The 25,589-nt window shown below is 59.1% G+C and carries 22 protein-coding genes and 3 pseudogenes; 13 read left to right on the top strand and 12 right to left on the bottom strand.

Features of this window, described 5'->3' with window-relative positions; all coding sequences use genetic code 11:
* Positions 1–308: 308 nt before the first annotated feature.
* Both NKH67_RS30115 and NKH67_RS30110 read left to right on the top strand, forming a co-directional pair.
* A complete protein-coding gene (locus NKH67_RS30115) occupies positions 309–1,361 on the top strand; it encodes a class I SAM-dependent methyltransferase (RefSeq protein WP_352474911.1) in 1,053 nt (350 codons plus the stop codon).
* A 350-nt stretch (positions 1,362–1,711) separates the two neighbouring features.
* Positions 1,712–5,104 (top strand): TM0106 family RecB-like putative nuclease, encoded by a 3,393-nt coding sequence (locus NKH67_RS30110; protein ID WP_353032487.1) that lies wholly within the window; start codon positions 1,712–1,714, stop codon positions 5,102–5,104.
* A 169-nt stretch (positions 5,105–5,273) separates the two neighbouring features.
* Here the strand turns inward: NKH67_RS30110 and NKH67_RS30105 are convergent, their stop codons facing one another.
* Positions 5,274–5,714: a hypothetical protein gene (locus tag NKH67_RS30105; protein ID WP_353032485.1), complete on the bottom strand. Its 441-nt coding sequence runs from the start codon at positions 5,712–5,714 to the stop codon at positions 5,274–5,276.
* The gene (locus NKH67_RS30100; RefSeq protein WP_352474908.1) at positions 5,711–6,199 is read right to left on the bottom strand and encodes a hypothetical protein; all 489 of its coding nucleotides are present in this window, start codon (positions 6,197–6,199) and stop codon (positions 5,711–5,713) included. The genes NKH67_RS30105 and NKH67_RS30100 overlap by 4 nt, the downstream gene beginning before the upstream one ends.
* 192 nt (positions 6,200–6,391) lie before the next feature.
* Between NKH67_RS30100 and NKH67_RS30095 the strand changes: the two genes are divergently transcribed.
* Positions 6,392–6,691: a hypothetical protein gene (locus tag NKH67_RS30095; RefSeq protein ID WP_352474906.1), complete on the top strand. Its 300-nt coding sequence runs from the start codon at positions 6,392–6,394 to the stop codon at positions 6,689–6,691.
* Between the two features lie 275 nt (positions 6,692–6,966).
* Positions 6,967–7,428 carry a hypothetical protein gene (locus NKH67_RS30090; protein ID WP_353032482.1) on the top strand — a complete coding sequence of 154 codons (462 nt, stop codon included), beginning with the start codon at positions 6,967–6,969 and terminating at the stop codon, positions 7,426–7,428.
* A gap of 688 nt (positions 7,429–8,116) precedes the next feature.
* Here NKH67_RS30090 and NKH67_RS30085 read toward each other — a convergent pair.
* Genes NKH67_RS30085 through NKH67_RS30075 form a run of 3 tightly spaced genes read right to left on the bottom strand, consistent with a single transcriptional unit; the run spans position 8,117 to position 10,743 of the window.
* Positions 8,117–9,016: an SPL family radical SAM protein gene (locus NKH67_RS30085; protein ID WP_352474902.1), complete on the bottom strand. Its 900-nt coding sequence runs from the start codon at positions 9,014–9,016 to the stop codon at positions 8,117–8,119.
* The gene (locus tag NKH67_RS30080) at positions 9,003–10,058 is read right to left on the bottom strand and encodes a hypothetical protein (protein ID WP_353032480.1); all 1,056 of its coding nucleotides are present in this window, start codon (positions 10,056–10,058) and stop codon (positions 9,003–9,005) included. Before NKH67_RS30080 ends, NKH67_RS30085 begins: the two co-directional genes overlap by 14 nt.
* Before the next feature lies 1 nt (position 10,059).
* Complete coding sequence (locus tag NKH67_RS30075; protein ID WP_352474915.1) at positions 10,060–10,743, bottom strand: hypothetical protein; 684 nt, start codon at positions 10,741–10,743, stop codon at positions 10,060–10,062.
* Here NKH67_RS30075 and NKH67_RS30070 point away from each other — a divergent pair.
* Positions 10,646–11,413: pseudogene (locus NKH67_RS30070) on the top strand (IS3 family transposase); the annotation flags it as partial. The gene NKH67_RS30075 and the pseudogene NKH67_RS30070 overlap by 98 nt on opposite strands.
* Before the next feature lie 23 nt (positions 11,414–11,436).
* Here NKH67_RS30070 and NKH67_RS30065 read toward each other — a convergent pair.
* Both NKH67_RS30065 and NKH67_RS30060 read right to left on the bottom strand, forming a co-directional pair.
* Complete coding sequence (locus NKH67_RS30065; protein WP_353032478.1) at positions 11,437–13,509, bottom strand: recombinase family protein; 2,073 nt, start codon at positions 13,507–13,509, stop codon at positions 11,437–11,439.
* On the bottom strand, positions 13,499–13,696 hold the full coding sequence (locus NKH67_RS30060) for a hypothetical protein (protein ID WP_353032476.1): 198 nt from the start codon (positions 13,694–13,696) through the stop codon (positions 13,499–13,501). Before NKH67_RS30060 ends, NKH67_RS30065 begins: the two co-directional genes overlap by 11 nt.
* A 947-nt stretch (positions 13,697–14,643) precedes the next feature.
* On the opposite strand from NKH67_RS30060, the pseudogene NKH67_RS30050 reads away from it, so the two are divergent.
* From NKH67_RS30050 to NKH67_RS30040, 3 genes and pseudogenes are all read left to right on the top strand, one after another.
* Positions 14,644–15,847, top strand: a pseudogene (locus NKH67_RS30050) (DUF932 domain-containing protein).
* A 443-nt stretch (positions 15,848–16,290) separates the two neighbouring features.
* Positions 16,291–16,500: a hypothetical protein gene (locus NKH67_RS30045; protein ID WP_352474536.1), complete on the top strand. Its 210-nt coding sequence runs from the start codon at positions 16,291–16,293 to the stop codon at positions 16,498–16,500.
* Between the two features lie 60 nt (positions 16,501–16,560).
* A complete protein-coding gene (locus NKH67_RS30040; RefSeq protein WP_353032474.1) occupies positions 16,561–17,478 on the top strand; it encodes a nucleotidyltransferase domain-containing protein in 918 nt (305 codons plus the stop codon).
* Positions 17,479–17,547: 69 nt separating this feature from the next.
* Here the strand turns inward: NKH67_RS30040 and NKH67_RS30035 are convergent, their stop codons facing one another.
* The 5 genes from NKH67_RS30035 to NKH67_RS30015 form a co-directional block, all read right to left on the bottom strand.
* On the bottom strand, positions 17,548–18,378 hold the full coding sequence (locus NKH67_RS30035) for a hypothetical protein (protein WP_352474538.1): 831 nt from the start codon (positions 18,376–18,378) through the stop codon (positions 17,548–17,550).
* 24 nt (positions 18,379–18,402) lie between these two features.
* Entirely contained in the window at positions 18,403–19,125 is a 723-nt protein-coding gene (locus tag NKH67_RS30030) for a class I SAM-dependent methyltransferase (protein ID WP_352474540.1), read from the bottom strand.
* Complete coding sequence (locus NKH67_RS30025) at positions 19,122–20,357, bottom strand: DegT/DnrJ/EryC1/StrS family aminotransferase (RefSeq protein WP_352474542.1); 1,236 nt, start codon at positions 20,355–20,357, stop codon at positions 19,122–19,124. Before NKH67_RS30025 ends, NKH67_RS30030 begins: the two co-directional genes overlap by 4 nt.
* Before the next feature lie 190 nt (positions 20,358–20,547).
* Positions 20,548–22,548, bottom strand: a complete 2,001-nt coding sequence (locus NKH67_RS30020; RefSeq protein ID WP_352474543.1) for an SDR family oxidoreductase — start codon at positions 22,546–22,548, stop codon at positions 20,548–20,550.
* Positions 22,549–22,698: 150 nt separating this feature from the next.
* Positions 22,699–22,929, bottom strand: coding sequence for a helix-turn-helix domain-containing protein (locus NKH67_RS30015; protein WP_352474544.1), 231 nt, complete (start codon positions 22,927–22,929; stop codon positions 22,699–22,701).
* 111 nt (positions 22,930–23,040) lie between these two features.
* Between NKH67_RS30015 and NKH67_RS30010 the strand changes: the two are divergent.
* The 5 genes and pseudogenes from NKH67_RS30010 (at position 23,041) to NKH67_RS29990 (ending at position 25,566) form a co-directional block, all read left to right on the top strand.
* Positions 23,041–23,318: pseudogene (locus tag NKH67_RS30010) on the top strand (DUF2285 domain-containing protein).
* Positions 23,319–23,461: 143 nt separating this feature from the next.
* On the top strand, positions 23,462–23,671 hold the full coding sequence (locus NKH67_RS30005) for a transcriptional regulator domain-containing protein (RefSeq protein WP_352474546.1): 210 nt from the start codon (positions 23,462–23,464) through the stop codon (positions 23,669–23,671).
* 163 nt (positions 23,672–23,834) lie between these two features.
* A complete protein-coding gene (locus tag NKH67_RS30000) occupies positions 23,835–24,260 on the top strand; it encodes a DUF2285 domain-containing protein (protein WP_352474548.1) in 426 nt (141 codons plus the stop codon).
* 133 nt (positions 24,261–24,393) lie between these two features.
* Complete coding sequence (locus NKH67_RS29995; RefSeq protein ID WP_352474550.1) at positions 24,394–24,675, top strand: helix-turn-helix transcriptional regulator; 282 nt, start codon at positions 24,394–24,396, stop codon at positions 24,673–24,675.
* Positions 24,676–24,699: 24 nt separating this feature from the next.
* Positions 24,700–25,566 carry a replication initiator protein A gene (locus tag NKH67_RS29990; protein ID WP_352474551.1) on the top strand — a complete coding sequence of 289 codons (867 nt, stop codon included), beginning with the start codon at positions 24,700–24,702 and terminating at the stop codon, positions 25,564–25,566.
* Positions 25,567–25,589 lie beyond the last annotated feature (23 nt).

Genomic DNA, 25,589 nt, shown 5'->3' with positions numbered 1-25,589 from the left:
GCGGGAGTCCAACCCTCGCAAACTCGCAACTCACGAATAATGCTTTCGCACTGCTCTGTTGAAAGTATAGGGGCGAGCCAAAGCCCGGCGGCTAGCTCAGAGCAGTGAGCACCTTTGAACTGGTTCATATTGTCTCGCAGTCGATAAGACCGTTTGCGTCAAGCGATTTCCAGGCTTCTTGTATTAGCTAAGACCATCTTCTAGAGTTTGGCAATGGTCGCGTTTGCAACACTCTCTCGGTGCATTCATCTGTGTGAGGATGGATCATTGCGACGACTAGCAAGCGGATCTTTTTGCGAGGTGACGTGGTGAGCACGCAGACATCTCAGGTCGAGTGGGAAGGTGCCTATCTCAGCGGCAATTGCGCATGGGATACCCGAATGCCGACTCCGGAGCTATTGAGCCGCCTTCAAGACCTTAATCTTGGGGCATCGCGCATTTTGGAGATTGGTTGCGGCACCGGCGCCAACGCGATTGCGATGGCGCAACAGGGCCATGAGGTTACGGCGATTGACTTTGTTGAGAGCGCTATTGGAGTGGCTAGATCTGCGGCCGCAGATGCCGGGGTTTACGTGGAATTCGAGGTGGCGGACGCCTTCGGTTATGCAAACGACAGTAGACGCTTCGATGTTGTATTCGATAGTGGCGTGTACCATTCCTCTAGACGGACCTCACTGCGCAAATACATGGAGCTCGTATGGTCGGCATTAAGACCCGGCGGGCTGCTAATAACTTTTGTTGGAAATCCTGAGGATGGTCAGATCTTTGGACCGAAGCGAGTGAGCGCGTATGATCTCTTGAGGGAGCACCAGCCCTTCTTCGAGCTTATTGACCTTCGGCGTTTCCTTTTTGAATCGACCGCGGAGGAAATGCGCCCGTTGGGCTGGTCGGCCGTGTTTCAGAAGCGTTTTGAATCACTCGGCGTGTCGGATGTTCTACTAAATGCTCTCCCAAACTCGGTGCGAATTGGCGGGAAAGGCGCGCCGCTTAGTCCGCGACTTGAAGAGTTGCTGCGAACATTCAGCATCGCCAGCCACTACCCTTGGCAAATGAGAATGGAAGCATTATTCGCAAGCAGAGACGCAGCCGACTTGTCCATACTCTATTCCGCTCCAGATCGCGTAACGGGGCAGAAACGGAACGTGCACTATGTGCGCACGGACGCCTTCAAATCGGCGGCCTCAAATGAGGAACTTGCCGATGTTATCCTAACCAACCTGGTAGTAGTAGCGGTTCATGAGCTTTTGGAGAACATATATGTCGATGGTAAGAGGACATTCGACCCCCACTCAACTGCAAGATTTCTAGACACGCGATATGCTGAAATTCTGACATTAAGCCAGTCCGGGGTCACGAGATAAGCCAAGGTGACGCGGGGGAACGCGCGGAGTCGCGGTGGCGCCAAGGGCTGACATCTCGCCAAATCGATAAGTGCGGAAGAGCGCGTTTCGCGACTGTCAGCTTGGCGCGGGTCTTGCTTGGTTTGCCGGCAGCGAAATGTGCTATCTGATCGGCATGTGCCTCAACCAAAGTCGGGCGGGATATTCCGCGAGACATCGAACCGATCGACAAGGCGCAGCACATCGGCCATGAGTATGTCGGCGCCCGCGGGGAACGATGGAAGACAATACCTCAAATCCGGCGGCGTAGGCACAAGGCGGCGAGATCAGCCGAATTGCCGGGCTGCCGCCAATCTGCGTAGACTTTGTCTATGCTGAGAATCGGCTCCCAATTACAGCTTAGCGCCTCTGACCTGGTCGGCCACTTGAACTGCGGCCACCTGACGGCGCTTGACCTCCAGGTGGCGGACGGCGCGCTCGAAAAGCCGAAGATCTGGGACCCACTGCTCGAGATCCTGCAGCAGCGCGGCGCCGCGCACGAGGCGGCCTATGTCGATCACCTGCGCGCGTCCGGCCTTACAGTCGCGGTCATCGAGGGCAAGGGCATCGATGACAGCTCGGTGGCCGCCACGATCGAGGTGATGCGCTCCGGCGCGCAGATCGTCGTGCAGGCGGCGCTGCGCGCGTCGCCCTTCACGGGCCGGGCCGACATCCTCCGGCGCGTCGAGACGCCAAGCGATCTCGGCGAATGGTCCTATGAAGTCGTCGACACCAAGCTCGCCCGCGAAACCAAGGGCGGGACGGTGCTGCAGCTCTGCCTCTATTCTGACCTCGTCGGGCAGGTGCAGGGCCTCGTGCCAGAACATGCCTACGTTGTCGCGCCCCTTACCGGCTTCGAGGCGGAGGGGTTTCGGGTCAGCGACTATGCCGCCTACTACCGCAATGTCCGCGAACGCTTCGTCGCGTCCTTGAACGGAAACGGCGGCACCTACCCGGAGCCGGTCGCTCATTGCGATATCTGCCGCTGGCGCGGCCGATGCGACGACCAGCGCCACCAGGACGATCACCTCTCCCTTGTGGCCGGGATCACGGCCGTGCAGCGCGGCGAGCTCGCCGGCCACGACGTGGCCACCATGACTGCGCTGGCCGAGCTCCCCCTTCCGCTGCCGTGGAAGCCGGAGCGCGGCGCCGCTTCGTCCTACAATCGCATCCGGGAGCAGGCCCGGATCCAGGTCGCGGGGCGCGCGGCCGGGCAGGTGCTCCATGAAGCGCTGCCGATAGAACCGGGCTTTGGCCTGTGTCGCCTGCCGCTGCCGGACGACGGCGACATTTTCTTCGATCTCGAAGGCGACCCCTTCGTCGGCGAAGGCGGCCTTGAATATCTCTTCGGCTATGCCTTCAAGGACGCGGAGGGCGCGCTCACCTACGTCGCCGACTGGTGTCTCACGCCGGCCGATGAAAAGGCCGCCTTCGAACGCTTCGTCGATTTCGTGATCGAGCGGCGAGCGCACCATCCCGGCATGCACATTTATCACTACGCGGCCTATGAGGTGGGCGCGCTAAAACGCCTGATGGGGCGCTACGCCACGCGCGAGGAAGAGATCGACGCTCTGCTGCGCGGGCAGGTCCTGGTCGATCTTTACGCGGTGGTCCGCCACGCCATCCGCGCCAGCGTCGAGAGCTATTCCATCAAGAAGCTGGAGCCGCTCTACGAATTCATGCGCGCGGTGTCGCTGCCCGATGCCAATTACTCCTTGAGTAGGGTCCAGGCCCGTCTAGAGCTCGGGGATGCAGGCGGGATCAATGCGGATGATCGGGCCGTCGTGACGGGCTACAACCAAGATGACTGTGTCTCGACGGAGCGGCTTCGGGACTGGCTGGAGGGCCTGCGGACTGGCGCGGTCGCCTCAGGCGTGGATATTCCCCGGCCCGCTCCGCCTGGTGAGGACGCTCCCCCGGATATTACAGCCTGGCAGGCGCGGATCGATGCAGTCGTGGCCGTGCTGACCGATGGCATTCCGGTTGACTCCGCGGAGCGCAGCGCCGAGCAACAGGCGCACTACGTGCTGGCGAACGTGCTCGACTGGCATCGCCGGGAAGAGAAGGCGACCTGGTGGGAATATTTCCGGCTGGCGGCGCTGTCAGCGGACGAGCTGGAGGACGAGCGGGCAGGCATTGCCGGCCTCGAGTTCGTGGATACCGTGGGCGGAACCGCCAAGGCCCCTATCCACCGCTATCGATTTCCCCCGCAGGATGCGGAATTTCGCGGCGGGGAGGATTTGCGCAGCGTCGGCGGCGAGCGTTTCGGCAAAGTCGAGGGCGTCGACCTGGAACATCGCTTCATCGACATCAAGAAGCGGGGCGACACTGCCGGTTTTCACCCCGAAGCGATCTTCGCCCATACCTACATCGACACGGCTGTCCTGGCCGAGTCCCTGGTGCAGATCGGCGAGTACGTGGCCGGTCATGGCATAGGCGATCCCGGTGCCTACAAGGCGGCGCGCGATCTGCTGCTGCGGCGGCCGCCCGATGCCGGCGGCGCGGCGCTGCGCCAGCCGGGCGAGAGCCCGGTCGATGCGGCCTGCCGCCTCGTGCCGGCCTTGCAGGGCGCGCTCGCCATCCAGGGACCGCCTGGCGCGGGCAAGACCCATACCGGCGCCTACGCGATCCTTGCGCTGGTCAGGGCCGGCCTTCGCGTCGGGGTGACCGCCAACAGCCACAAGGTCATTCGCAACCTGCTCGCGAAGGCCGCCGAGGAGGCAGCGAAGGCAGACTTCGACCTGCAGTGCCTGCACAAGGTCACGGATGCGGAAGACGATGTCCCGCACCTCACCTTCACCACGAAGAACCCCGAGGCCCTCGGCGCCTTTGCAAGCGGCTACCGCGTCCTCGGCGGCACGGGGTTCCTGTGGGCCCGGCCCGATGCAGCTGGCCTCGTCGACGTGCTGTTCGTGGATGAGGCCGCGCAGATGTCGCTCGCCAACGTGATTGCCATATCGCCGGCCGCAGCCAGCCTTGTCCTGCTTGGCGATCCGCAGCAGCTTGAGCAGCCGATGCAGGGCTCGCACCCCGAGGGCACGGAGGTCTCGGCCCTCGACCACCTTCTCGGCGGACGGCAGACCATCGCCGAGGACGAGGGCCTGTTCCTCGACCAGACCTGGCGCCTCCACCCCGACATCTGCCGGTTCACCTCCGAGCTGTTCTACGAAAGCCGCCTCCTTCCCCGTCCCGGTCTCGAGAACCAGGCCATCCTGATGGGCGGCCCGCTTGGCGGGAGCGGCCTGCGCTATGTCGCGGTGCAGCACAGTGGCAACCAGAACTCCAGCCCGGAGGAAGCCGACCGTATCCGCAATATTGTGACCGGGATCCTCGCTTCGGGCGCACGTTGGCGCGACCGCGAGGGCAACGCGGCGTCGCTCACCCCGAACGACATCCTGGTTATCGCGCCCTACAACGCGCAGGTCTTCGAAATACAGGCGCGCCTCCCCGGCGCGCGGGTAGGGACGGTTGACAAGTTCCAGGGGCAGGAGGCGCCCATCGTGATCTATTCCATCACGACCTCCAGTTATGCCGACGCCCCGCGTGGCATGGAGTTCCTCTACAGCGCGAACCGGCTCAACGTGGCCACCTCCCGTGCCAAGGCACTGTGCATTCTCGTGGCCAATCCGGACGTGTTCGAGCCGGAATGCCGGACGCCGCGCCAGATGCAGCTCGCCAACGGCTTCTGCCGCTACCTGGAAATGGCCGATTTGGCCGATCCATAGCCGTATCGCAGTGGCGCGGTCATGGCCGTTGAAAGGCAGCCACGAGCAAGAATGTCCAGGTGCTCGACACCGCACCTGTCAAGGCGGCCGGGATGGCGATCATGGCCGCGCCGCTGCAGGCGCACCCGGCCATCGCCGAGACAGATGGAATGGGGGCGGAGCCGGCGCGCTAGGCTGTTATGGTTCCCATGCCCCAGCTGCGCACAGGCCAGGAACCCTCGCTTGCCTCCTCCACGGTGAAATAAAAGTCTTTGAACCGCCGCGCTTCGATGCGAGGCAGCATGTCCGAAAACTGCGCCCTGGTGACTTGGAGGGAGAGGCTCAGCGACGGAAGGCGATCGGCCGGGAAGAGCGTGCCCGCGTCAGGGAACTCCGTCTTCAAGGGCGTGGGCGCCATGATCATGACAATGCCCGGCCACCGGAACGCCGCGTCCGGCATGATGAGCGTGGCGGGGAGAATGACATAGGTGAACTCGACCGACTGGCGGGGCGGGCCCGGCTGGACCACCTGGCCGAAGTTGACGCTGGCCGGGGCTACGATCTCGCCGCGCCACTCGCCCGCCACGATCGGCGGCAGCTTCAGACGGTCGCCCTTCTTGCGGACGGTCATCCGGCAGGCGTGGCGCCGGGAAGCGTGGCAATATCGATATCCGCTGCCTCCAGCCTGCGCCTGGCCGCCGCGACGACCTCGGCGCCAAACTGCGGCGCGTGCCGCAGGACGATCGCTTCGCCGGTCAGCTCCGGCATGTTCCGCTCCAGCAGCATGTCAAAGCCGTCGGTGCTCTTGGCGCTCGTGGCCCAGTCTTGAAGGGTCTGGACCACTCCCGCCCTTGCGACTTTCTGCCTTGTGCGTGCGAGCCGGGTCGTCTTTCCCCGCTCTTCGGACAGGACATGCTCGAAGGCATGTATCGTCTGCCAGAAATCATGCTCCACGGTCCCCGGCTTCTCCTTGGGCAGGACCGAAACCAGCTTGCGGAATGCGGCGTCGGCGACGCCCGGCTCACCCTTGTCCCGGGCGTTCCTGATCCACGATCTCAGCTTTTCGGGATCATTGCAGTTCTCGATCAGTCCCAGGATCTTCGCGATGTCGCTCATGCGGTCCTCCCTTTGCCCCTGGCCAGCAAGCCTTTCTTGCCCACCACAGTGACTGCGAGGGACCCGAGGTAGCTTCCAAGACGCGGCCCAGCAAAATAAAGTTGCCCGGCTTGTAATATGCCCATTTCCAAATGGCTTTGATCGACCATGCGTTTGGTCATATATGCTTACCGGAAAGCATGGGAATGCGGTATGCGCAAGGCAAGCCTAGCACTCGAAGCGTTCATTGACGAAACGATCCAGAAAGGGCGCGAGAAACGATACGTCCCAACTGTCTTCATAGGGATGCGTCAACAGCTAGGCACTATCCCCGCCATATCGAAGCTCGTCCGAAGCGGCGACATCCAGAGCGGCTTCAAACGCCTTCACAAGCTCAATCTGCTTGATTGGACGATTGAGGCAGCCGTCGAGAAATTCCCTGATGAGTTTACTGGCGACGATCTCGAATGCGCCGCGTTCCGACTGCGTGAGGCGCGAAAGAAAGATCGTTGAATGCCAACCGGCGACCTTGCACAGCCGTGATGCCGGCGTGCAACGCTGCTTCGGCTGCCACGATGCCGCGAGCGAGCTCCTGAGGTGTTTGCGTTCTCAATTTAAGCGAAGTTCCATGGGCTCGCCTCCCGTGGCCCAATTTTGCCAATATGAACAAAATAAGAACAAAGAGTCAGGCGTGCCCTTGACGAGAGAGGAATATGTTCCTTATTTCAGCATGATCTGGAGCAACAAAGGACCATGGCTCGGCGTCAATCGCGCCGGCCGGCGAAGCTATGGCGAAAACAGCGGAAGACAATTTTCGGATCGAAGTCTGGGATCGCGAGGAGCAGGCTTTGGCAGAAACCATTTCGCGTTCTCCCGATTCAACTGTGAGCCAGGCGGCCTGGCAGGCCGCCATCCGGCGCCGGCCGGGCATGCTGCTGATCCACTACAACAGCCGGCATGTGATGGAGAAAATCCTGACACCAGGCGAGGTGAAGATCCCGCCACAGGCCATCATCGACGGCAGCGTTCATGCGGGCCTCGATGTGGCACTCGGAGATCTTCGCGAATGGCACGTGTTGCGTGCCTGGTGCAGATCCTGTTCCCACCATGCAACGGTGAAGCCAGCCGGGCTCATCGAGCGCTATGGAAATGGCGCTCTGTTCAGTTCGGTCGAGCGAGCGCTTTTTTGCACGAGTTGTGACAGGGGCGGGCCGGTCCGGCTGGAAATTCACAAGCTGCCACGCAATTGAGAGGAGCTGGAAAGGGTGCACCTGATCGATTTCTTCAGGCTAACACGGCGCTGGTACCGGCCAATCCTATCGCATCGTCGCCGATCAGCGGCCGGATTGTCGATAAGCGGAACTGCGCGCGATTTTGGCCGGTCAGCTTCCATCCTGGCGCAAAGCATGCGGACCGCCGCCGGCGGGGACAGTCGGTCCCGCGTCCCGTCCTGCGGCCGGCGCTATGCTGACGCTCCTACGGCTGTCCCGTTCACCGCCCGCGGCGGGGGCGAATTTCCTCCGTCCTACGCGCGACAATTGTCCGCTGTTGCGGACGCGCAGGGAGCTTAGAGCGCCGACGGTTGCCGGCGCCGAGATAGACGAAAAGGATCGCTCCCGGTCGCCTCGGGGGTTTGTCAGCTAATCTTCACACCAGTTCCATTCGGTGCGATCTTGAGGCAAGCTTTCTGTCGCAACGCCTCAAGACTGAATGGAGAGACGAACCTCGCCATTTAAGACCACGCCGTTCCGAAGCTTCATGCCGTAGGTCACAAGCCCCTACTCGGTGAAAGGGCGCTCACTTCAATGCTCCGAGACCTAAAGGGTTTTGGCTCCGATGAAAAACGTAACGGTGGTGACTGGCGAGGATTACAGCAATCATCGCAGCCGTCGGCAGACCCACCGCCGTTGTTCTGTGCGTTCGTCGCGCGCCGACATGCTATGTTGACGCTGACCCTTCTCGCAGAGGCGGCTGACCGGCACCCGCCTTTTTGTCTCGATTATGATCTAGCGTGCGCCCCAGTCTGAGTTCCAGGCCGTATTTGCTTACCAGGTTCATCACCATATCAGAGAGCACGGCACGGTGCTCATGCGTTCGAGCGGCCCGATAGATTGATTGGACTTCTGGTTCGGCGTTGGCCACAAGCGGATCGATGCGCGCCAGGATGTAGGACGACGTGTTGAGGTGTTCCACGAAGAGCGTGGTCGTGCCAGCGTCGCGGATTCCACGAAAGAGATCTTCGAGCAGGTCTTGACGATGGCGGTAATGCGGGAACAGGGGTCCAATGAAGGCGTAGGTAGGAATTCCTGTCAGGTTGAGCGCCGTGAGCGTGCTAAGCCGCTCCGAGGCAGGTGGAGCGTGAGCTTCCATGAATCGACCAATCGCGTCGTCTGTCGTTGTAATCGTGATGCCAACCTCCTTGGCGTTGAGCGAGGCGATCACGTCTGTGTCGCGAAGTACCAGCGGACTCTTGGTCAAAATGCTCAGCATGCCGGGGTAATCGTTGTCGCGCAAAACTTCCAGAATGCCCCGCGCTAGCCGGTATTTTTTCTCTGGGCCTTGCCAGGCATCTGTGACGGAACTCATCAGGATCGTCGAGTTGCGCCTCTTTGTTGGCAGGCGATTCAGATCAGCGCGGAAGACTTCGACTGCGTTTTTCTTCACCGAAAGATAGTCACCCCAAGCGTCGTTTGATTCGCCCACGAAACGCCCCATGAACGAGGCATAGCAGTAGGCACACGCAAAGCTGCATCCAGTGTATGGGTTCACGACATAGTCGCTTGCAGGCAGCTTGCTGGCCACCAGCATGGACTTGCATACGATCTCATTGACGCGCATGGGTAGCTCCCTGAGTTCCGCTGTGTGATGCCGTACTCTTGGAACCAAAGCGAAGCATCGCAATCATGGTGAGCGCTGCCGCCAGGGCACAAACCGCGCCGACAGCAGGAAGGGTGCCGGCACTCCATCCAAACAGGCTGACGCCCCCAATAGCGAGCGTCACACCAGTCAGATGGCCGCCATCTTCGGCCCGCTCCAGGCGTACATGGGAAAGGCCCTCCCGCTTGTGCAAAAGGGTCAGGCAATAGACTGTGCCACCGCCAAATCCCGATAGAACCCAAAACACCATGGCGGCCCACGGCGCGTCGCTCAAAGCCGACAGCACCAACAGCACGACCGTCAGGGAGAGATGGCCGAGAATGAAGACTGGTCTCGGTGGGAATCTTTGCCAGAGCATTTCGGCGGAGAGATAACTAATCCAACCAAGTGCGAACCAGACCCCGACAAACGGGATGCCGCCAAGTCCTGGACGCGCCACCAAAGCCGGAACTGCATAGGCGTACGCGAAATAGTGCGTTTGATGGATGAGCATTGTCCATTCCAAGGAATGCTCCGGCAGGAGCGGGCGCCGAGGCGACCGCTTCCTCATGACCGACATTGCGGGAACGGCAGCCGCAAGCAAAGCCAGTACACTGAGCATCGAGGCAGGCATCGGCAGCAGAGTGCTCAGCACGAACCCGCAAACGCGCGCCAGGCGTTTCTGCGCCGTCGTTGGCCGGTCACCATCATCGCCAGCAGCAATGGCACGGCGAACAGACTGGAGGGCCCAACTCGATACGGCGAGGGCTACAAACCAGCCCGGTGTTGCTATTTGCAAGACCAATAGCAACACCACAGCTATGGTTGCCACGAGGGCAAGCGTCGACCGTCCGGTGTGCGCCGAGATCGGGAAGGCATTCCCGACCTGGTAGGCTAGCCCGGCAGCCAGCAGGGTTGTAATACTTCCACCCAAATTTAGCAGGGCCGCGATCGGTCCGAGCTCCAAGAGGCTTGCCGCCGACGCCAAACCAAGCAACTGATATTTGTGTGAGACGAGCGCCATGTCACGCCGCCTCCATGCGGATTGCGCCTGGCTGAGGACAGAGTTCGGCGCACAGACCGCACCCGTAGCAGGCGTCACTGATTACCGGCACGCGGCTGGCCTGGCTTTTGATGAAGGCGCAGAAAACAAGCTTGGTGCAAACGCCGCAGGGATCGCATTTGGCGGGGTCGACAACGGCGCGCACAGGTCGAACGGTTTCGGGAGCATCATGGTTGCGTACACGCAGGGCATGGCCGCGCAGTGTCGACAAGTCGGCAGCGCCCGACTGCTCAAGGAGCTGCTCGAGCTTGTCATTGGTCCGCGCGATCCAGTCGTAGCCCTGGATGACGATTTGCGTTGCGACCTGGACGGTTGTTGCGCCCAACATGATCGCCTCGATTATGTCGGCCGCGCCGCGCATGCCGCCACCGACGCACAAATCAGGCATGCCGGCGTCGGCCAACACCCGCGCATACTGGAACGCAATTGGCTTTTGCCAATCGCCCCCAAACAGCGAACATTCAAGGCCGCCATTCCAGGCATCGATCAACGGCGCGCCATCAACTGCCAACGGTGGTGGCACGCGGATCGAATCGAGCAGAAACACCGTGTCGATAGCGCCGACGCGGATTGGCTTCCAAGCACGGTCGTGCGGATCCGGCACCACGGCCTCAGCGTCCCAGAGCTGTACATATGCAACCAGCACCGTTGTGTTGGTTGCGCAAAAGATCAGGAAATTACAGGAAGCCTTTCCAGCGGAACTGCGCACAAGGTTACGCGACCTCGCCAACGAGCGCCGCCGCTTTGGCTATCGACGGCTGTTCATTCTGCTCAGGCGCCAGGGCGAGCCATCAGGGGTCAACCGTATCTATCGTCTTTACCGCGAGGAAGGACTGACGGTGCGCAAGCGCCGGGCACGGCGGCGAGCGGTCGGCACGCGGGCGCCGATCCTGGTTGAGGCGAAGCCGAACGCGCGCTGGTCGCTGGACTTCGTCCATGACCAGTTCGCCTGCGGGCGGCGGTTTCGGGTGCTGAACATCGTCGACGACGTGACGCGCGAATGCCTTGCCGCGATCCCGGACACGTCGATCTCCGGTCGGCGCGTTACTCGGGAACTGACTGACCTGATCGCCCGGCGCGGCAAGCCGGACATGATCGTTTCCGACCACGGCACAGAGTTCACCTCGAACGCCATCCTCGCCTGGTCGAAGGATCATCGCGTCGAATGGCACTACATCGCGCCGGGCAAGCCGATGCAAAATGGCTACGTCGAATCCTTCAACGGCCGAATGCGCGACGAGCTGTTGAACGAGAGCCTGTTCTTCGGCCTCGACCACGCCCGCAGTGCCATTGCCGAATGGAGGCAGGACTACAATCCTGTTTCATAACACCCATCTGTCTATGTCGTTGAAGTGAATAGGTTTTGCTGATCTGGATGCGATCCCGTGGGGTATTTTGGGTTTTGCCGCGCGCGATGAACGATGCGCTGTGCCGCAGGTTCGCCAAGCGTTGATCGGCTGAAGACCCATGGACCATCCGGCAGAGGATGAACGCCTTCGATCTCGCCCGCCTCGGCGGCGAGCCTGAGGGTCTTCGGTGCAACGCCGAGAAGGCGCGCCGCCTTGTTCAGGTTAAGCCATGGCTCTTTGCCGTCCGCCGCTGGCCGGAAGACAGGGATCTTATGATGCGACCTGTGCGCGGTGACCCGTTCGCGTGTCCATCGATTGCCGTGGCCGGTCACCAGTCCATTGCGGTTGAGGATGCCAGCAATCAGATCATCATTGGCGATGAGCACCAGTTGGCGGACGGCCGCGATGATATCGCCGGACGTGCTGTTGCGCTGTCCACGGCGCCGCTTCGGCAGGCGCAGTTCAGTATGGACGCCGCCAACCCAATGGATCAGAAGAACGATCTCTGACGCTTCGTCATCGATATCGGCGACCACCTCCCGGATGACGGTGCGAACGATGCGCTTCTTGAGCCTTGCATCCGTCGTCGGCGCCGCCCATACAGCCTTGAGATCGGCGGCGAGCGCGGTGACGTGTATTGGCGACAGAAGTGATGGCTCCGATGTCGAGGCATCATGCGCGGCAATCCTGCTCTCGATCTCGCCGACACGCGTAAGCGCCCGGTTCCATCGCAACTCCAGTTCCGCCGCGACCAGCCGGTTCTGCGGATCGATGGCGTCGTATTGCCGGAACGCCCGATCGGCGTTGTAGCGTGCCGCCTCGCGATCGCGCATCAGAGCATCGCGGACCTGATCGCGGCGACTGGCCGCTTGCGCTTCGGCCTCGACGGCCGCGGCTATCGCTGCCGGCTCGACAACCCGCAGAAGAGCTTCCTCGATGGCGTCGTCGACGCGTAGTCCACCGAAGGCGATGCAACGCGGCTCGCCATTGTCAAGCAGACCACGCCAGCAGGAATAGCGCGGAATGTTGTGCTTGGTTCCCGTGTAGCGGACCGTCAGCTTGCGGCCGCAGCGCCGGCAGCGGACAAGGCCGGCGAGCAGAGCGTCGCCATGCTTGGGCGCCCCGTGATGCCGGCTCGTGGGCACGTTGTCGCTCACCATCTTGCGGATCGCTTCCGCCCTTTCCCAGCTGACGTAGCCTTCGTGTGCACCCGGGATCAGCGCCAGCCATTCATCACGCGCCTTACGGCGGCTGCGCGAACGAATGGCTGTTGCATCATATCCCGACGCAGCACGAGTCTTACCATAGGCGTAGGCGCCGCCGTAGATCGGGTTCTCGATCATTCGGTGGATGGTCGCATAGCTTGGCCTGCGCCAGACCACATCGCCATTGTTGCGCTTGGCAGGCAAATCCAGCCCATGTTCGAGGAACCAGAGCAGGGCCTGGCGGGCACTGCCGAGTTCCGCCACCTTGTCAAACACAAGGGTGATGGCCTCCTGCATGCGATGGTCGGGATCCTTCTCCAGCCGGTCGCCGACCTTCACGAAGCCGACCGGGGAAGCGACGACGAGTTCACCGCGCCGGGCCTTCTCATAGCGGGCCGACAAGGAGCGCTGACGCAGAAGATCGAGCTCATACTCGTTGAGACTGCCCTTCAATCCCAGCAGCAGCCGGTCATTGCCCTGGCGCGGTGCGTAGACCGTCTCCTGGTCGATCAGCACGGTATCGACGACGCGGCACATCTCGATGAGCTGCTGCCAGTCGCGGCTGTTGCGGGCGAAGCGCGATACCTCCCGCGCCGCAACCGCCCCAACCTTGCCGAGACAGACTGCTGCGACCATCCGATCGAAGCCCGCTCGCGCGACACCGCCAGCAGCAGAGCGGCCGAGATCGTCATCGACCGTCTCGATGCAAGACCAGCCGAGCGCGACCAGGCGATCGCGCATCGCATACTGCAGGGCGCTGCTCTCACGATTGTGCAGAACCTGATGGGCCGAGGACTGCCGCACATAAAGGATCGCCTTTCGCTCCAGATGGTGGGGCCGGATCTTCTCATGCATCATGGCGTGCCTCCTCCCGTGGAACGGCGCGCTCGCCGTCGACGTGGTCGAGGATCAGGCACACCATCAGCTTTGTCAGCGTCAGGCGCGTCTCTTCCGGCAGCGCCTGCCATGGTGGCATCTGCGCGGTCTCCGCATCGTGCGGGTTGGAGAACAGATCGAACTGATATGTCGTGGGCTGGCGCGGCATGGACCTCTCCCCGATTCGCGTCGTGAGGATCCGATGCTGCGCCCGAAACCTCCAATTGCGATGGGGTGTGGGAATTGGCCGTCGCGTCCTGCAGCAGTGTCACCAAGACGCCAAGCGTTCTGGGATCGACATGTGGGGCAGCGGCAATGCGCCACGCGGTGCAGACCGCGCGATCAAACATCCAGGCCGGAACCTCCAGCCACCGATCGGAGGCGTGGCCAGAGAGACTGCAGCGGAAAACCTCCCGGTCAGCCTTCTCGATCACCTCATGAACGTGAACACAACGCCCGGCCCAGGGATGCCATGGATAAAGAAACTTGCGTTCCTCGGTCCCGTGGGCGTTCTCTCGTCGTGTTGTACAACACCGCGAGGCCGCATTCCTCGCTCGGCTACCAGACCCCGGCGGCCTTCGCCGGAACCCTCGCCGCAACCGGCTCCGACGCTGCGCTAAATGAAGGCTTCGCGTCTCCGCCGGTTGCTCAAACCGCGCCATACGGCGTAACAGAAACGGCCGGACTCTAATCGCCACTGGATGAAAGTTCAGTGGCAGGTCACGCGCATTAAAGACGTGTGATTTTCCATCCCCCGATCGGGCAAATAATCCGTTTCCTTCCGACAATCCATATCCCGTGGCAATATTGTACAGCGAAGCTTAGCTTTCATCGTTTCGATCGGCTGCGGATAACCTTGCCGATCCGTTGGGAAGCGAGGAGACTTTCCCCTCTCTTCCCCGCCATTGCCGTCTGTGCAGAGCAGGACCGCCGGCTCGCAAGGCGGCCGACTAAGGCAAGCCTCACGATCATTTCCATCCGCCCCGCTCGACCGCGCAGTCCGGGTCCGCGCGTCGGCATTGGCCCCCATCACTCCCGCGCGCTCACGCGCCCCCGGAAGGCATGCCGGGCGACATGCCTTCGGCAATGACGGAAAAAGGAGTGACCACAATGAACATGATCACAAACACCAAAGGCACCGACAGCAGCCGGCAGCAGCCGGCTTCAAATGGCTTTCGCGTGGATATCTCCCGCGGCGAGCGCATCGGTCGCGTGTCGTCGGAATGGTTTTCGCGTCCTGACGACGAGCGCTATCTCTCGCTGACTGAGCTTTATGATGCCGTGCGAGCCCGCGCGGACCGCGCCACAGCCCGCACCGTGGAGAGCCGCGCGATCCGCGTCGAGGCAAGCCGTGAGAATGCCGAACGGCTAGCGGTTATCGTTCCAGGACGGGGGCAGCCAATCGCGCCCACACATTGGAGCTTCGGTCAGCTATGCAGCCTTGTCGGTGCACCCGCAAACTATATGCGGCAGCTTCCCGCTCCGTTGGCAGGTATCAATCTGCAGCATGGCTTGCTCAATCACCGCGCCGAGCTAGTGAAAACCCTTGAGGCGGAGGACGGACGCGTCGAACTTCGCGCTGTCACCGGCCCGGACTATGGCCGCATCTGGGATCGAGAACTTGTCGCCGCCGTCGTGAAGATCGCAGGCAATGGCACTGGCGACACCATGTGGAAAGTGCCCGGCATGCTGGATTGGGCGACGATGACGCATAACCCATTGATAGACGTCACCAAGGACACCACCACGCTTTACGCGAGCGACCGTGACGTGTTCCTGTTTCTGGTGGACGATACCCACCCCATCGAAGCTGGACGCCTTCCGAATGGAGAGCCGGATTTGTATTTCCGAGGCTTCTATTGCTGGAATAGCGAAGTCGGCAGCAAGACCCTCGGGATAGCCAGCTTTTACCTCCGCCGTGTGCATGAACCGCAACCTTTGGGGTGTCGAAGGGTTCGAGGAAATCAGCATCCCGCATTCGAAATTCGCCGCACAGCGTTTTGCCCACGAGGCAGCACCTGCCTTGACCAGCTTCGCCAATTCTTCGCCCGCGCCGTTCATCGCGGGCATCAAGGCCGGTCGCGAGAAGATCGTCGCCCGCAGCGATGACGACCGCGAAAACTTTCTGCGCAAGCGCGGATTCTCCAAGGCAGAAACCGGCAAGATCATCGAAGCGGTTTTGCATGAGGAAGGCAGGCCACCTGAAAGCATCTTCGATTTCGTGCAGGGCATGACCGCGCGCGCTAGGACCAAACCCCATCAGGACAGCCGTCTTAAGCTGGAAGGAAAGGCGAAGGCGTTGCTCGAAAAGGCGGCCTGACCGTCGGACACTGCGCGGTCGGAAATCTGACCGCGCAGATGTTCACACTATCTGCGGTCGCGCCGGCTCGTGGCCGCCGCTTGCCGGGCTTTGACCGGCTCGCGATGCAAGTTCAGTCAGATTGCGGCGCGTTCACTTTCGACTATCAATTGGAACAGTTCGATACTCAACGTGCTTGATTTCGCGTTCGAACTGCCACACCCTCTTTAATAAATCATGCGGATCGAAGCAGCCAGATCGAGGAATTCGACAACATCGATCAGCTGACCATCGGACTCGCGGCGGCAGCACCTGCTAGAGATCGACGGGCGGGAAGGCGCGTCGAGATGCTATCAGCTCTGGAACTCTAGCTCTCGGTCCGCCCAATACCTCTTGCTTATACTAAGGTTAAGGTCATATATTGTCGGTGCTAAACGGGCTCACTCTTGCGAGAGGATATTTTGATGACTATGATGCATGCAGCGGTCGCCGTTCGCGCTTATTTGCAAGCCGCAGGACTGCCAGAATTCGACCAAGCAAACTGGAGCAAAGCTCGGGAATTGCTGTTGGGACAGCAGGCTGCAAAAGATAACACCAACTTTCTTAAGCTTGACGTTTCGTCCTCGGCAGCTCAATCTTCGCTAGAGGCGAACTCCTCAAAAATTGCAGGTTAACCAGGCCTGCCTGGTTTCCGGGAGCAAGGCAGCAGTCGCTTCGTCTACGAGGCTGGAGCGATGCGTGAACTTGAGCGAACGGAGCGCCTCGATCGAGCGCGGAGGATAGCGGCAAGTTGGCAACTTGACGCGTCTCAAGAATGTGCGATCGTGATCGGGTCTACCGCACGGGGTTGGTCTGAACACTCGTCGGACATAGATATCGCTGTAATCTCGCCCTTTAAGATGAGAGGTGACCTGGAGTATATTGCGGATATTTCTGTTACGTACTTAGACCTGTCAATGGTGGAATTTCTTTTAGGTTTAGATACCCTCGATCTTATTCAACTTAGGGTACTTAGCAATCTAGCAAGCGGAATCCCCATTGTGGGAGGGCACACTATCTGCCGCCAAGCATTTGAACGCAATCAAAGCGCGGTATTGAGCGCTGACATCACCTCATTCTATTTAGAAATTGCCGCGAGCTGTGCGAAGAAACTTGTCGACGGGGATACAATACAACGATTATTCGCCCTGAACCAATCGATACAGTCTTGCGTTCTCCTAGCGTGCGCTGCGACCACCTTTCGCTTATTAAAATTGAAGTGGGCAATGTATGTCCTTCAAAAGGAGGCCCCTCGTACTTATTACCTCTGCACGCGAATATTTAACGCTCTTGGTCGCTCACCCGCATATAGAGAGCTATGTGAAGCGTTAATGTTATCTACAGCAGAGAGGGCAGATCGCTCAGATGACGAACACTTTCCACTGTCCAACATACTCACGCAAATAGCAGCTGTTCGCACCTCAACGCAATTGCCGCCGTCTACTCTTGCTTTCCTGGAATTGACGATGCTGTCCGGTGCGTTGCACAATATTAACTCAGGAGAAATAGCGGATCTCGCGATTTCCTGGGGCGATCTCCATGCCGATGTCCAGGCGCTGATCGGCGAAGCTGCCGGGATGCATTCGAGTAGGCAAGCTACGATCCGTATATGAACGTTGTGATTATATAGAGCTTCGCCCCTACTCGGAGTAGCGCATAGCAGCCACCGCCGCCCAGAGGTCTTAAGCCCCAATTGTGGTCAAGATAACGTCATTGGCGTGACGAATGTTCTGTTCAACTGGGCGATCCTGCATCTCAATAACTGGCCAACCGCATTTCGCCGCGTATCCGGCAAAGATCCCATCGCAAGCAGTCTGAAGATTTACAAAAGAGTCCCTGCCGTGCTGACTGGCAAGCCCAAAGTCCTCAATCACTCCAACTCGTCCAGATTGCTTTAGCCGCCACTCGTAAGCCAGCTGCGGACTACCGCGCACAAAGAATCCGTAGGTAGGCTGAAGCCACGCCATGAAGCATCGCTCAGCCAAGTCTAGAAAGTTTTGCACAATCGATGCCGCGAATGATTCCTCGTTCTCGCCAATTATTTCTCGAGCGATCAGCAGCTCCTTTACTATGTGTTTGTACCCGAAGGTCTCCTGTATAATAATATCGTGACCTGTCTTCGATCGGTCTATTTCATTGTGCTTGAGGAAGAAATTGCCAGCCAGCTCAACCAGCGCGGTCGCAAGGAGACCAGCTGTTGCGTTGCTTGTGAGAGAGAGGTTACCAAGCGTATTTTCTACGCCTGTGTCAATGAAAACTTGGCTCTCGCTTGGAAATAGTTTCCAAATCTCTGCTTCGCTGCGCTCCCTGTCTGCCCAACCGAACATCGTGCGAAATGTGCCAACATACAAGTCACGCAGCGTGTCTCTAACGAACGGGTTGTCAGATTCTCTCATTGCACGTCGCCACGTGACTACTTTTGGACTATACCCACGACTGTGCAGAATTGGAACAAGAGAATTAATAAGCGTGCTTTTGCCGATTCCGTCTATGCCAAGAAACGCGATATCCAATGCGTTGCTCCCTATTGCCGGCGGCTACAGCTTTACTGCAGTGACGAATAATTTCTTGCCGTGTATCTTGAACTCACGCTCGTTGATCCCGGAACCAACAAAAATCGGAGACATCTTGACCAACGTAAGTAAATATAGTATTTCATGAAGCGAATACAATCTGAAATCAAATTTCAGCGTCTCAATTCCACCTTGCGCTGACACATGTATCCACTCCATTTCTAGCCGACTGTCGCTTGCCCGTAGATGGTGATTTTTAAATATTGTTGCCGCGCCGAACGACTCTTGCCGTATGTAGCCATCGCCATATGGGGGAAAATCGCGGTTCAGTACTTCTAGAAAGAGATACCCACCTCGATGCAGTGCGGAAGCTATACGCCTAAGAACATCAACATTTTCTGCGTCTGAGTGATAGCCGAAAGTCGAATAAAAGCTCAAAACCGCATCGAAGCGATCTTGATGGTCTAAACTGCGATCATCGGAAACGAGCCACTCAACACTGACATTTGCCTGGGAAGCAGCAGCTTTTCCGATTCTGAGATAGTCTTCGTTAATGTCCAGGCCTACAACTCTGTGGCCATGCTTCGCTAGACGGATACAATGCCGACCGAGACCGCACCCAAGATCCAGTATGTCGTAGGAGCCTGGGCCGAGAGTGTTTTCGACGTAGGCCACCTCTTCATCGGCTTGCAAATCGCGAGATACTAGCTGCGCATCGCGAAATGTGGTTGAAAAAAAATCGCTCATGACCGGCTGTCGCGAAGTCTGTCTATGTTTTTCATCACCTTTTGGATGCCTACCGAGTACATCTCAAGTACGTCAGGGCAGCTTTCATGAAAGTAGGCGTCTGTGAAGCCAATCACGGTCTCGTACAGGCGCCTTGCAACCGGAAAATCTCCCGATTTCAATTCAGCCCGCGGATGTGCCACCGAATCATATTGGGCAAGTTCGATCGCCGAACCGCAAAAAGCTTGCGAGGCATGCAGGGGCTTGGTCGTCGGTTTTGATACCTTCAAGCCTTCTGCCTTAAGTGCCGTGATCAATCGATCCAACGATACTCCGCGGACATTTTCTGGAAGAAAGAAGGCCTTGTAGCCATACCAGCCTCCCCGGGTAGTGTTCGGTCGGCACACCGGTGTGCGAAAGACCTCTGTGCTTTTCAAGAGTTCCGAAATTGCATTGAAGTTTGCCGTCTTAACGGCAATGCGCTCTTCGACATCCTTAAACTGCTCGATACAGATCGCCGCCGCCAATACCGTGATCCGGTAGTTGGCCCCAAAGCCAGATTCGGCCAAGGCGTGATAAGGCTCGCGTAGATTGCTTCTGCGTGATCGTTCATGCGAGTGACCAAGGACGACGGCGCGCTCATAATATTCTCGACTATTGGTCAACAGGGCGCCTCCCATACCACCAGTCACCATTTTTGCGCCCCCGAGGCTAACGATGCCAATGTCGGCCAGGGAGCCGACCCGACGACCGCAATACCAAGATCCCACGGCATGCGCGGCATCCTCAACAACAGGAAGACCTCGACGTCTTGCCACGGTGATGATGGCGTCCATCTCGGCCGGGTGACCCCACATATGTGTAACGACAATTGCCCGTGTTCGCTCTGTTATTCGCGCCTCAATATCGATCACGTCGATATTGCCGGTTTCGGCTTCGCTATCGCAGAGCACGGGAGTGGCACCGCACAGAAAGAGCGGTGTCGCCGTTGCATGAAATGTATACGTAGGAACGATGACTTCGTCGCCCGGCGCGATGTTCAATGCAACGAAAGCAGAATGTAGGGCCGATGTCCCCGATGATGTTGCTACAACATAAGGTACCTGAAAATACGAACTCATCGCCTGCTCAAGCTCGGTAACAACAGGTCCACGGTCGAACTCGAACAGGTGGCCTTGCTTCATGAGGTCGTTGACTCGATCCATCGCCTGAGGAGAAACCCACGGCCATTCTCGACCATGCTGAACGGACACGGCTGGCTCTCCGCCGAAGAGCGCCAGACTTTCCGTGCTTCTAGATCTTAGAGAACAAGCCACGAGCAATCCTCACTTGGACACTGCACCATCGGCGTCGGGTCTATTCGAATGAATTCAGGCAAAGCTAATTGCTAGTCGCCACGTGGCATTGTCAGCGCAGTTGCCGAAGGAGAATCGCACCATTCTGTTATCGGGAAAATGCGCTGTCATCGCCTCCATCGACGGACAGAATACATCCCGAAGTGGCAGCTGATCGCTCGGAGGCCAAGAACGCGACAGCTTCCGCAACGTCGGTGCATGTAATTGATCTCCGAAGTAAGTTTCGCTGCGCATAATAGTCGGCTAGTTGCTCTGGTTGTATCTGATGCAGCGAGGCTCGCTCTTCTAACATCTCGCTGGACCAGAATTGTGAATCTCCAAATAACGCACCTGGGTTGACGACATTGGAGCGTACGCCAAATTTTCCTCCTTCGATTGCGGCTACGCGCGCGAGCTGCAGTTCAGCTGCCTTGGCGATGGCATAGGCACCAAACGCAAGACCTGGCGCTATTGCAGTCTTGGAAGCGACATAGACCAAACTGCCACCTAATCCCTGCCGTTCAAACATGCGCAGCGCACTTCGTGTCACCAGAAAATGGGCCGTGGTATTGACGTTGATACATGCATGCCATTGTTCTTCAGTAATGTCTCTCAGAAAGCCTGTTGCGCCCACGCCTGCGCACGAAACAACGACATCTATGCCCCCGAATTCGAGGATGCAGTGATGGAATGCGGCCAAGACAGCTGTACTGTCGGTAACGTCGCCCACCATCATCTCAACGCTATCCGGATGCGTCGCATCAATAGTTTCAACTACTTTCCGGAGATTTTCTCTTTCTCGATCAACCAGTAGGAGGTGAGCTCCGCGTTCAGCAAGACCGAAGGCTACCTGCCGGCCAATCCCAGAGGCCGCGCCAGTAACTAGTGCGATGCGACCCGCAAGCTCCTGCTCCAACCCCAAGCCGCTTACTTCACCTTCGTCTTCCCAGGATCTCACTATTTGCCCACCCGCCTGTAGACCGTACGCTACGTTGGCTCGCAAGCTACGGATCTCCGCCTCAGCCGCCCGGCGCGCGTCCAATCGGCTGCGGCCTATTCCCAGTACATCAGAAGTTTTGGATACCCAACTGACGGGTCGTTGAGTCGGCGTAAGGTCCATTTGACACTCTATGCTGCGATTGAAGAAACTCGCAGTCAGACCATTTGGATAGGACACAACAATCTGTCGACGATCGCGAGCTATGCGACCACGCAACGTTAGTAGGTCATCTACAAAGCCAATTTGATACGGGAGCGTGTGCGCAGGAAACTCTTCCATTCCGACAAGGGAACTCAAGCATCGAGCGATATGTGCTGCAATAGCCTCGCATTCCGCCGTATCTTCGCCCCAGCATACGATCTTGTCAGTGGCTATGATGGCATAGCCTGTCGCGTTATCTGATGTAACCTTTCGGAGAGCAGTAAAATCGACAGTGGTGAGTATGTGAATTGCCAGGTTTATTCCAGGTTCGAAAATTGCCCTTAGGTGTTCTGCTGCATGGGTCGTGCGCGCGACGTCACGCAATTCAGGGCACCTCAAGACAATCGAGAACCGTTTCGTGACAGCCGTATGCACGAGGATTTCCGATGATGGAATTTGCCCGATCTGATCTAGAGTGCTCCATCGAATCTGGGCAAGAAGGGTTTCGGAATTGGGAGCAACGTGTGTAACGGCTGTCTCAATAGCCCGAAGATCGATGACAACCTTGCTTGTCGAGCGGCCAGCGGCTGCCTCTACAATCAAAACCGCGCGGCTAACCCCGATAGGATCTGCGGCAAGAGATTTTTGCCCCCACGAAGAAGAGTAGGCCGTGTCGATTTGAGAAGGGCGCCACGCAACTTCGCCTGCCAAAGGATTTGCGACATACAATTGCGTGGGAGGCTCGTCCCATCCGTCCATCAGGTGAACCGAGGATGAAGCCCATAGCGCAGTCATGCGCTTGCTGGCCTCAAGGGATTGAGATGCTGAATCACCGGGCAAGATAGATTGCTCCCTAGCCAGCGAGATTTCAAAGAAGAGCGTCGATTTCCGCTTAGTCTTACCTAGCTTTTTTGTCGCAAGTCTTGAGCGTGCTTGTGAGATATCATCAATAGATCGCGCGCCTGTCAACTAGGTTCCAACTCCTTCGGCGCCGAGATTCCAATCGATGTAGTAGACGGATCACCAGCGACCTGCGTTCGGACGTCCATGTCTGCAGTCATATCGGCTGTAGGACAGTTTGGATCTTTGTATCGTCCCGCCGCCGCAATCCGCGAGGCGCTACCCGCCGCCGACTTGCCGTTTTGATACTCTGATGAGTTCGCATGGGTCCACGTTAAGCGCAGCTGCGATTCTACCGAGAATACTGACGCTGGCTGAAACTCTCGCACGCTCGATCGAACCGACGTAACGCATGCTCAGCCCAGAGCGGGCTGCCAGTTCCTCCTGCGTCACATCCTGATCATGGCGCAAACGACGCAGATTGATCGCCATGATCTCCTTGAGATCCATACTGACTACGGACCAGATGAGGAACTATCGTTCTAGGAATGATCGTTCCTATTCGCTATAGTCAGAACTCGATCTGACGAATGGTCTTGTTCAAGCTGGACAGCTCGTACTGTGCTTAAACCTCTGCTCGATCCCGATATCGCCGACGTTGCGCCGGACGCCTCCATCCTGACTGGCTACGACGAAGAGCATCTCCTCACTTACATTCGTCTTCTCGATGCTGCAGCCGAGGACGCGGATTGGCGCGAGGTGGCAAGGATCGTTCTCCACATCGATCCTGCGAACGAGCCCGAGCGGCTTTCAAGGCGTGGGAAACCCATCTTGCCCGCGCTGGATGGATGACAACCAACGGCTACAAATATCTCCTGGCGGGCGGAGCGCCACACTGAGCGGCATTGCAGCAGCAGAGCCCGGCTTTGTCGAATGAGCAAACCGGTTTGCTAACTCTCTGACTACCCAAGCCAACCGTGGCTTCGGATGCTGGCTCCGAAGCCCGCGACTAACTACGGGCATTGGACGAAAGACCGCAGCCATGTCGCGAAGCGATTGGACCGATCCGGCGGAATACAAGCACATGCGCGCTTATGAAGCCGACGAATTCGCCGCCGAGTATCTGATCCGGAACGATGGCTTCGCCGCCGATTGCGGCCGGCTAGCATCGTCGGCAACGACGCCGGGAAAACTCGCCGGCTCGGCCGACTTCGCCGCTCGGTGGGGCGCCCGATTTCACAATTGTCGGTGACAAGCCCCCATCACCCAAACACATCGTATGGACGGAAGAGGTTTCGCCACGGGTTCTTCGCGCGACGAAGTTGGCAGCTTCTGCTGGCTCTTCGCGGCTGGCCGTTCGACTCCCTCAACTTGGCACGGCCCACACCTGGGCCGAGGCGGAGCAACGTCATGCCGTGTGGCAAAGCTCCTCCGGGAAGCACCACATCCTCATCGATACCCCGGACGATGCCGATAGCATCGATGCCGTCGTATTGCTGCTCGATGAGAACTTCGAAACTCGTCTCGACGCGGCTCGTCGGCTCTGGCGGGCGCTAAACGGCCGACCGCCCGGCGTCCCCTATGGCTCCCTGCCGCAACAGACAAAGCTGAGGCACATCCTCAATCTGCGCGCCCATGATGCGAGGCGAGCGAAGGCGGTCTACCGTCAGATCGCCGAAGAGCTGCTGTCCCGCGATCCGATAGCTGCACGCGACTGGCGCGACCATCATCTTCGCCACAAGGTTCGTGCGATCCTGCGCCGCGCCGACCGGCTGGTCGCCGGCGGCTATCGCGACCTTCTCCTCTATCCCCAAAGCCGCAGCCGTAAATCCGAGCACTGAGATTTTATGGCAGGGGGGTGCAAAAACACGCCCCCGATCTTTGCCCTCCCTCCAATTTTCTCAATTCGGCCATCGTCCGTTTCGCGCGTCCCGGCAGGCCAGGACGACAGCACAACCGAATGGAGATCGAGCAATGTCGAGTGGTCCCGCGGACGCGCACAAAAAATATCTTCGGACCAAGGAGGCTGCTCCTGTCGTCGGCCTTTGTGCCCGCACATTGGAAAAGCATCGGACCTACGGCACCGGCCCCAAATACCGCAAGGTCGGTGGCCGCGTCCTCTACGACATCGACGACCTGCACGCCTGGATCGAGCTTGGCGCGCGCTCTTCTACCAGCGATACCGACGCCACATACGTCCCGCCCGCCAAGCCGCATGCGGCACGTGCACCGGCCTATGCCGGCAAGCACCGCTGAGCCTCCTGGTTTCCAGGAGCGGACATGCGTTCACCTCCAACAGACCTCGAACCCATCGCACTGTTCCATGCGCGTCCCGGCAAGATGGCGTTGCGCGATGCGCAGGACCTGATGGCCTGGCCGTTCTTCTCGCTCGCCAAATCGCGCCGGATCACGCCGATCGATTTTCGAATGGGCGAGGTCGCCATCCGCGTCGAAGCGACCATCGAGCACGGCATGGCGACCATCTGGGACGCCGACATCCTGATCTGGGCAGCCTCTCAGATTGTCGATGCCCGTGACGATGGACTGCGCACCTCACGCATGATGGCGGCGACACCGCACGAAATTCTGACCTTCATCGGCCGCGGCACGTCCGCACGAGAGTATCAGCTGCTCAAGGCAGCACTCGACCGGCTTCAGTCGACGACTGTCGCCACCTCGATCCGTCAGCCCAGCGAGCGGCGCAGGCATCGCTTCTCCTGGATCAACGAATGGAAAGAGCGTGCCGACGAGCGTGGCAGACCTCTCGGCATCGAGCTCGTGCTGCCCGACTGGTTTTACGCGGGCATCATGGCCGACGCCTTCGTGCTCACTATCGATCGCGCTTACTTCGATCTGTCGGGCGGCATCGAGCGATGGCTCTATCGCCTTGTGCGCAAGCACGGCGGCCGACAGTCGCATGGTTGGTCGTTCGACGTGCGCCACCTTCACCGCAAGTCGGGGAGCCTGTCAGCCTATAAGCGCTTCGCCTTCGAGGTTCGCGGCATCGTTCGCCGTCAATCCCTGCCGGGCTACCGGCTCGCTCTCGGTGCAACCCAGACCGGCGAGCCGCTGCTCACATTCAAGGCCTGTCACCGGGATCCGTTCAACCGCTTCGGCAAGGCCAGGGCGACGGAGGACAGCCTGTGAATCAACTCGTCATTTCAGGAACC

This window comes from Mesorhizobium sp. M0968 (assembly GCF_040319065.1).
Taxonomy (GTDB): Bacteria; Pseudomonadota; Alphaproteobacteria; order Rhizobiales; family Rhizobiaceae; genus Mesorhizobium.
This window is presented reverse-complemented; position numbering and strand designations above follow the sequence as displayed.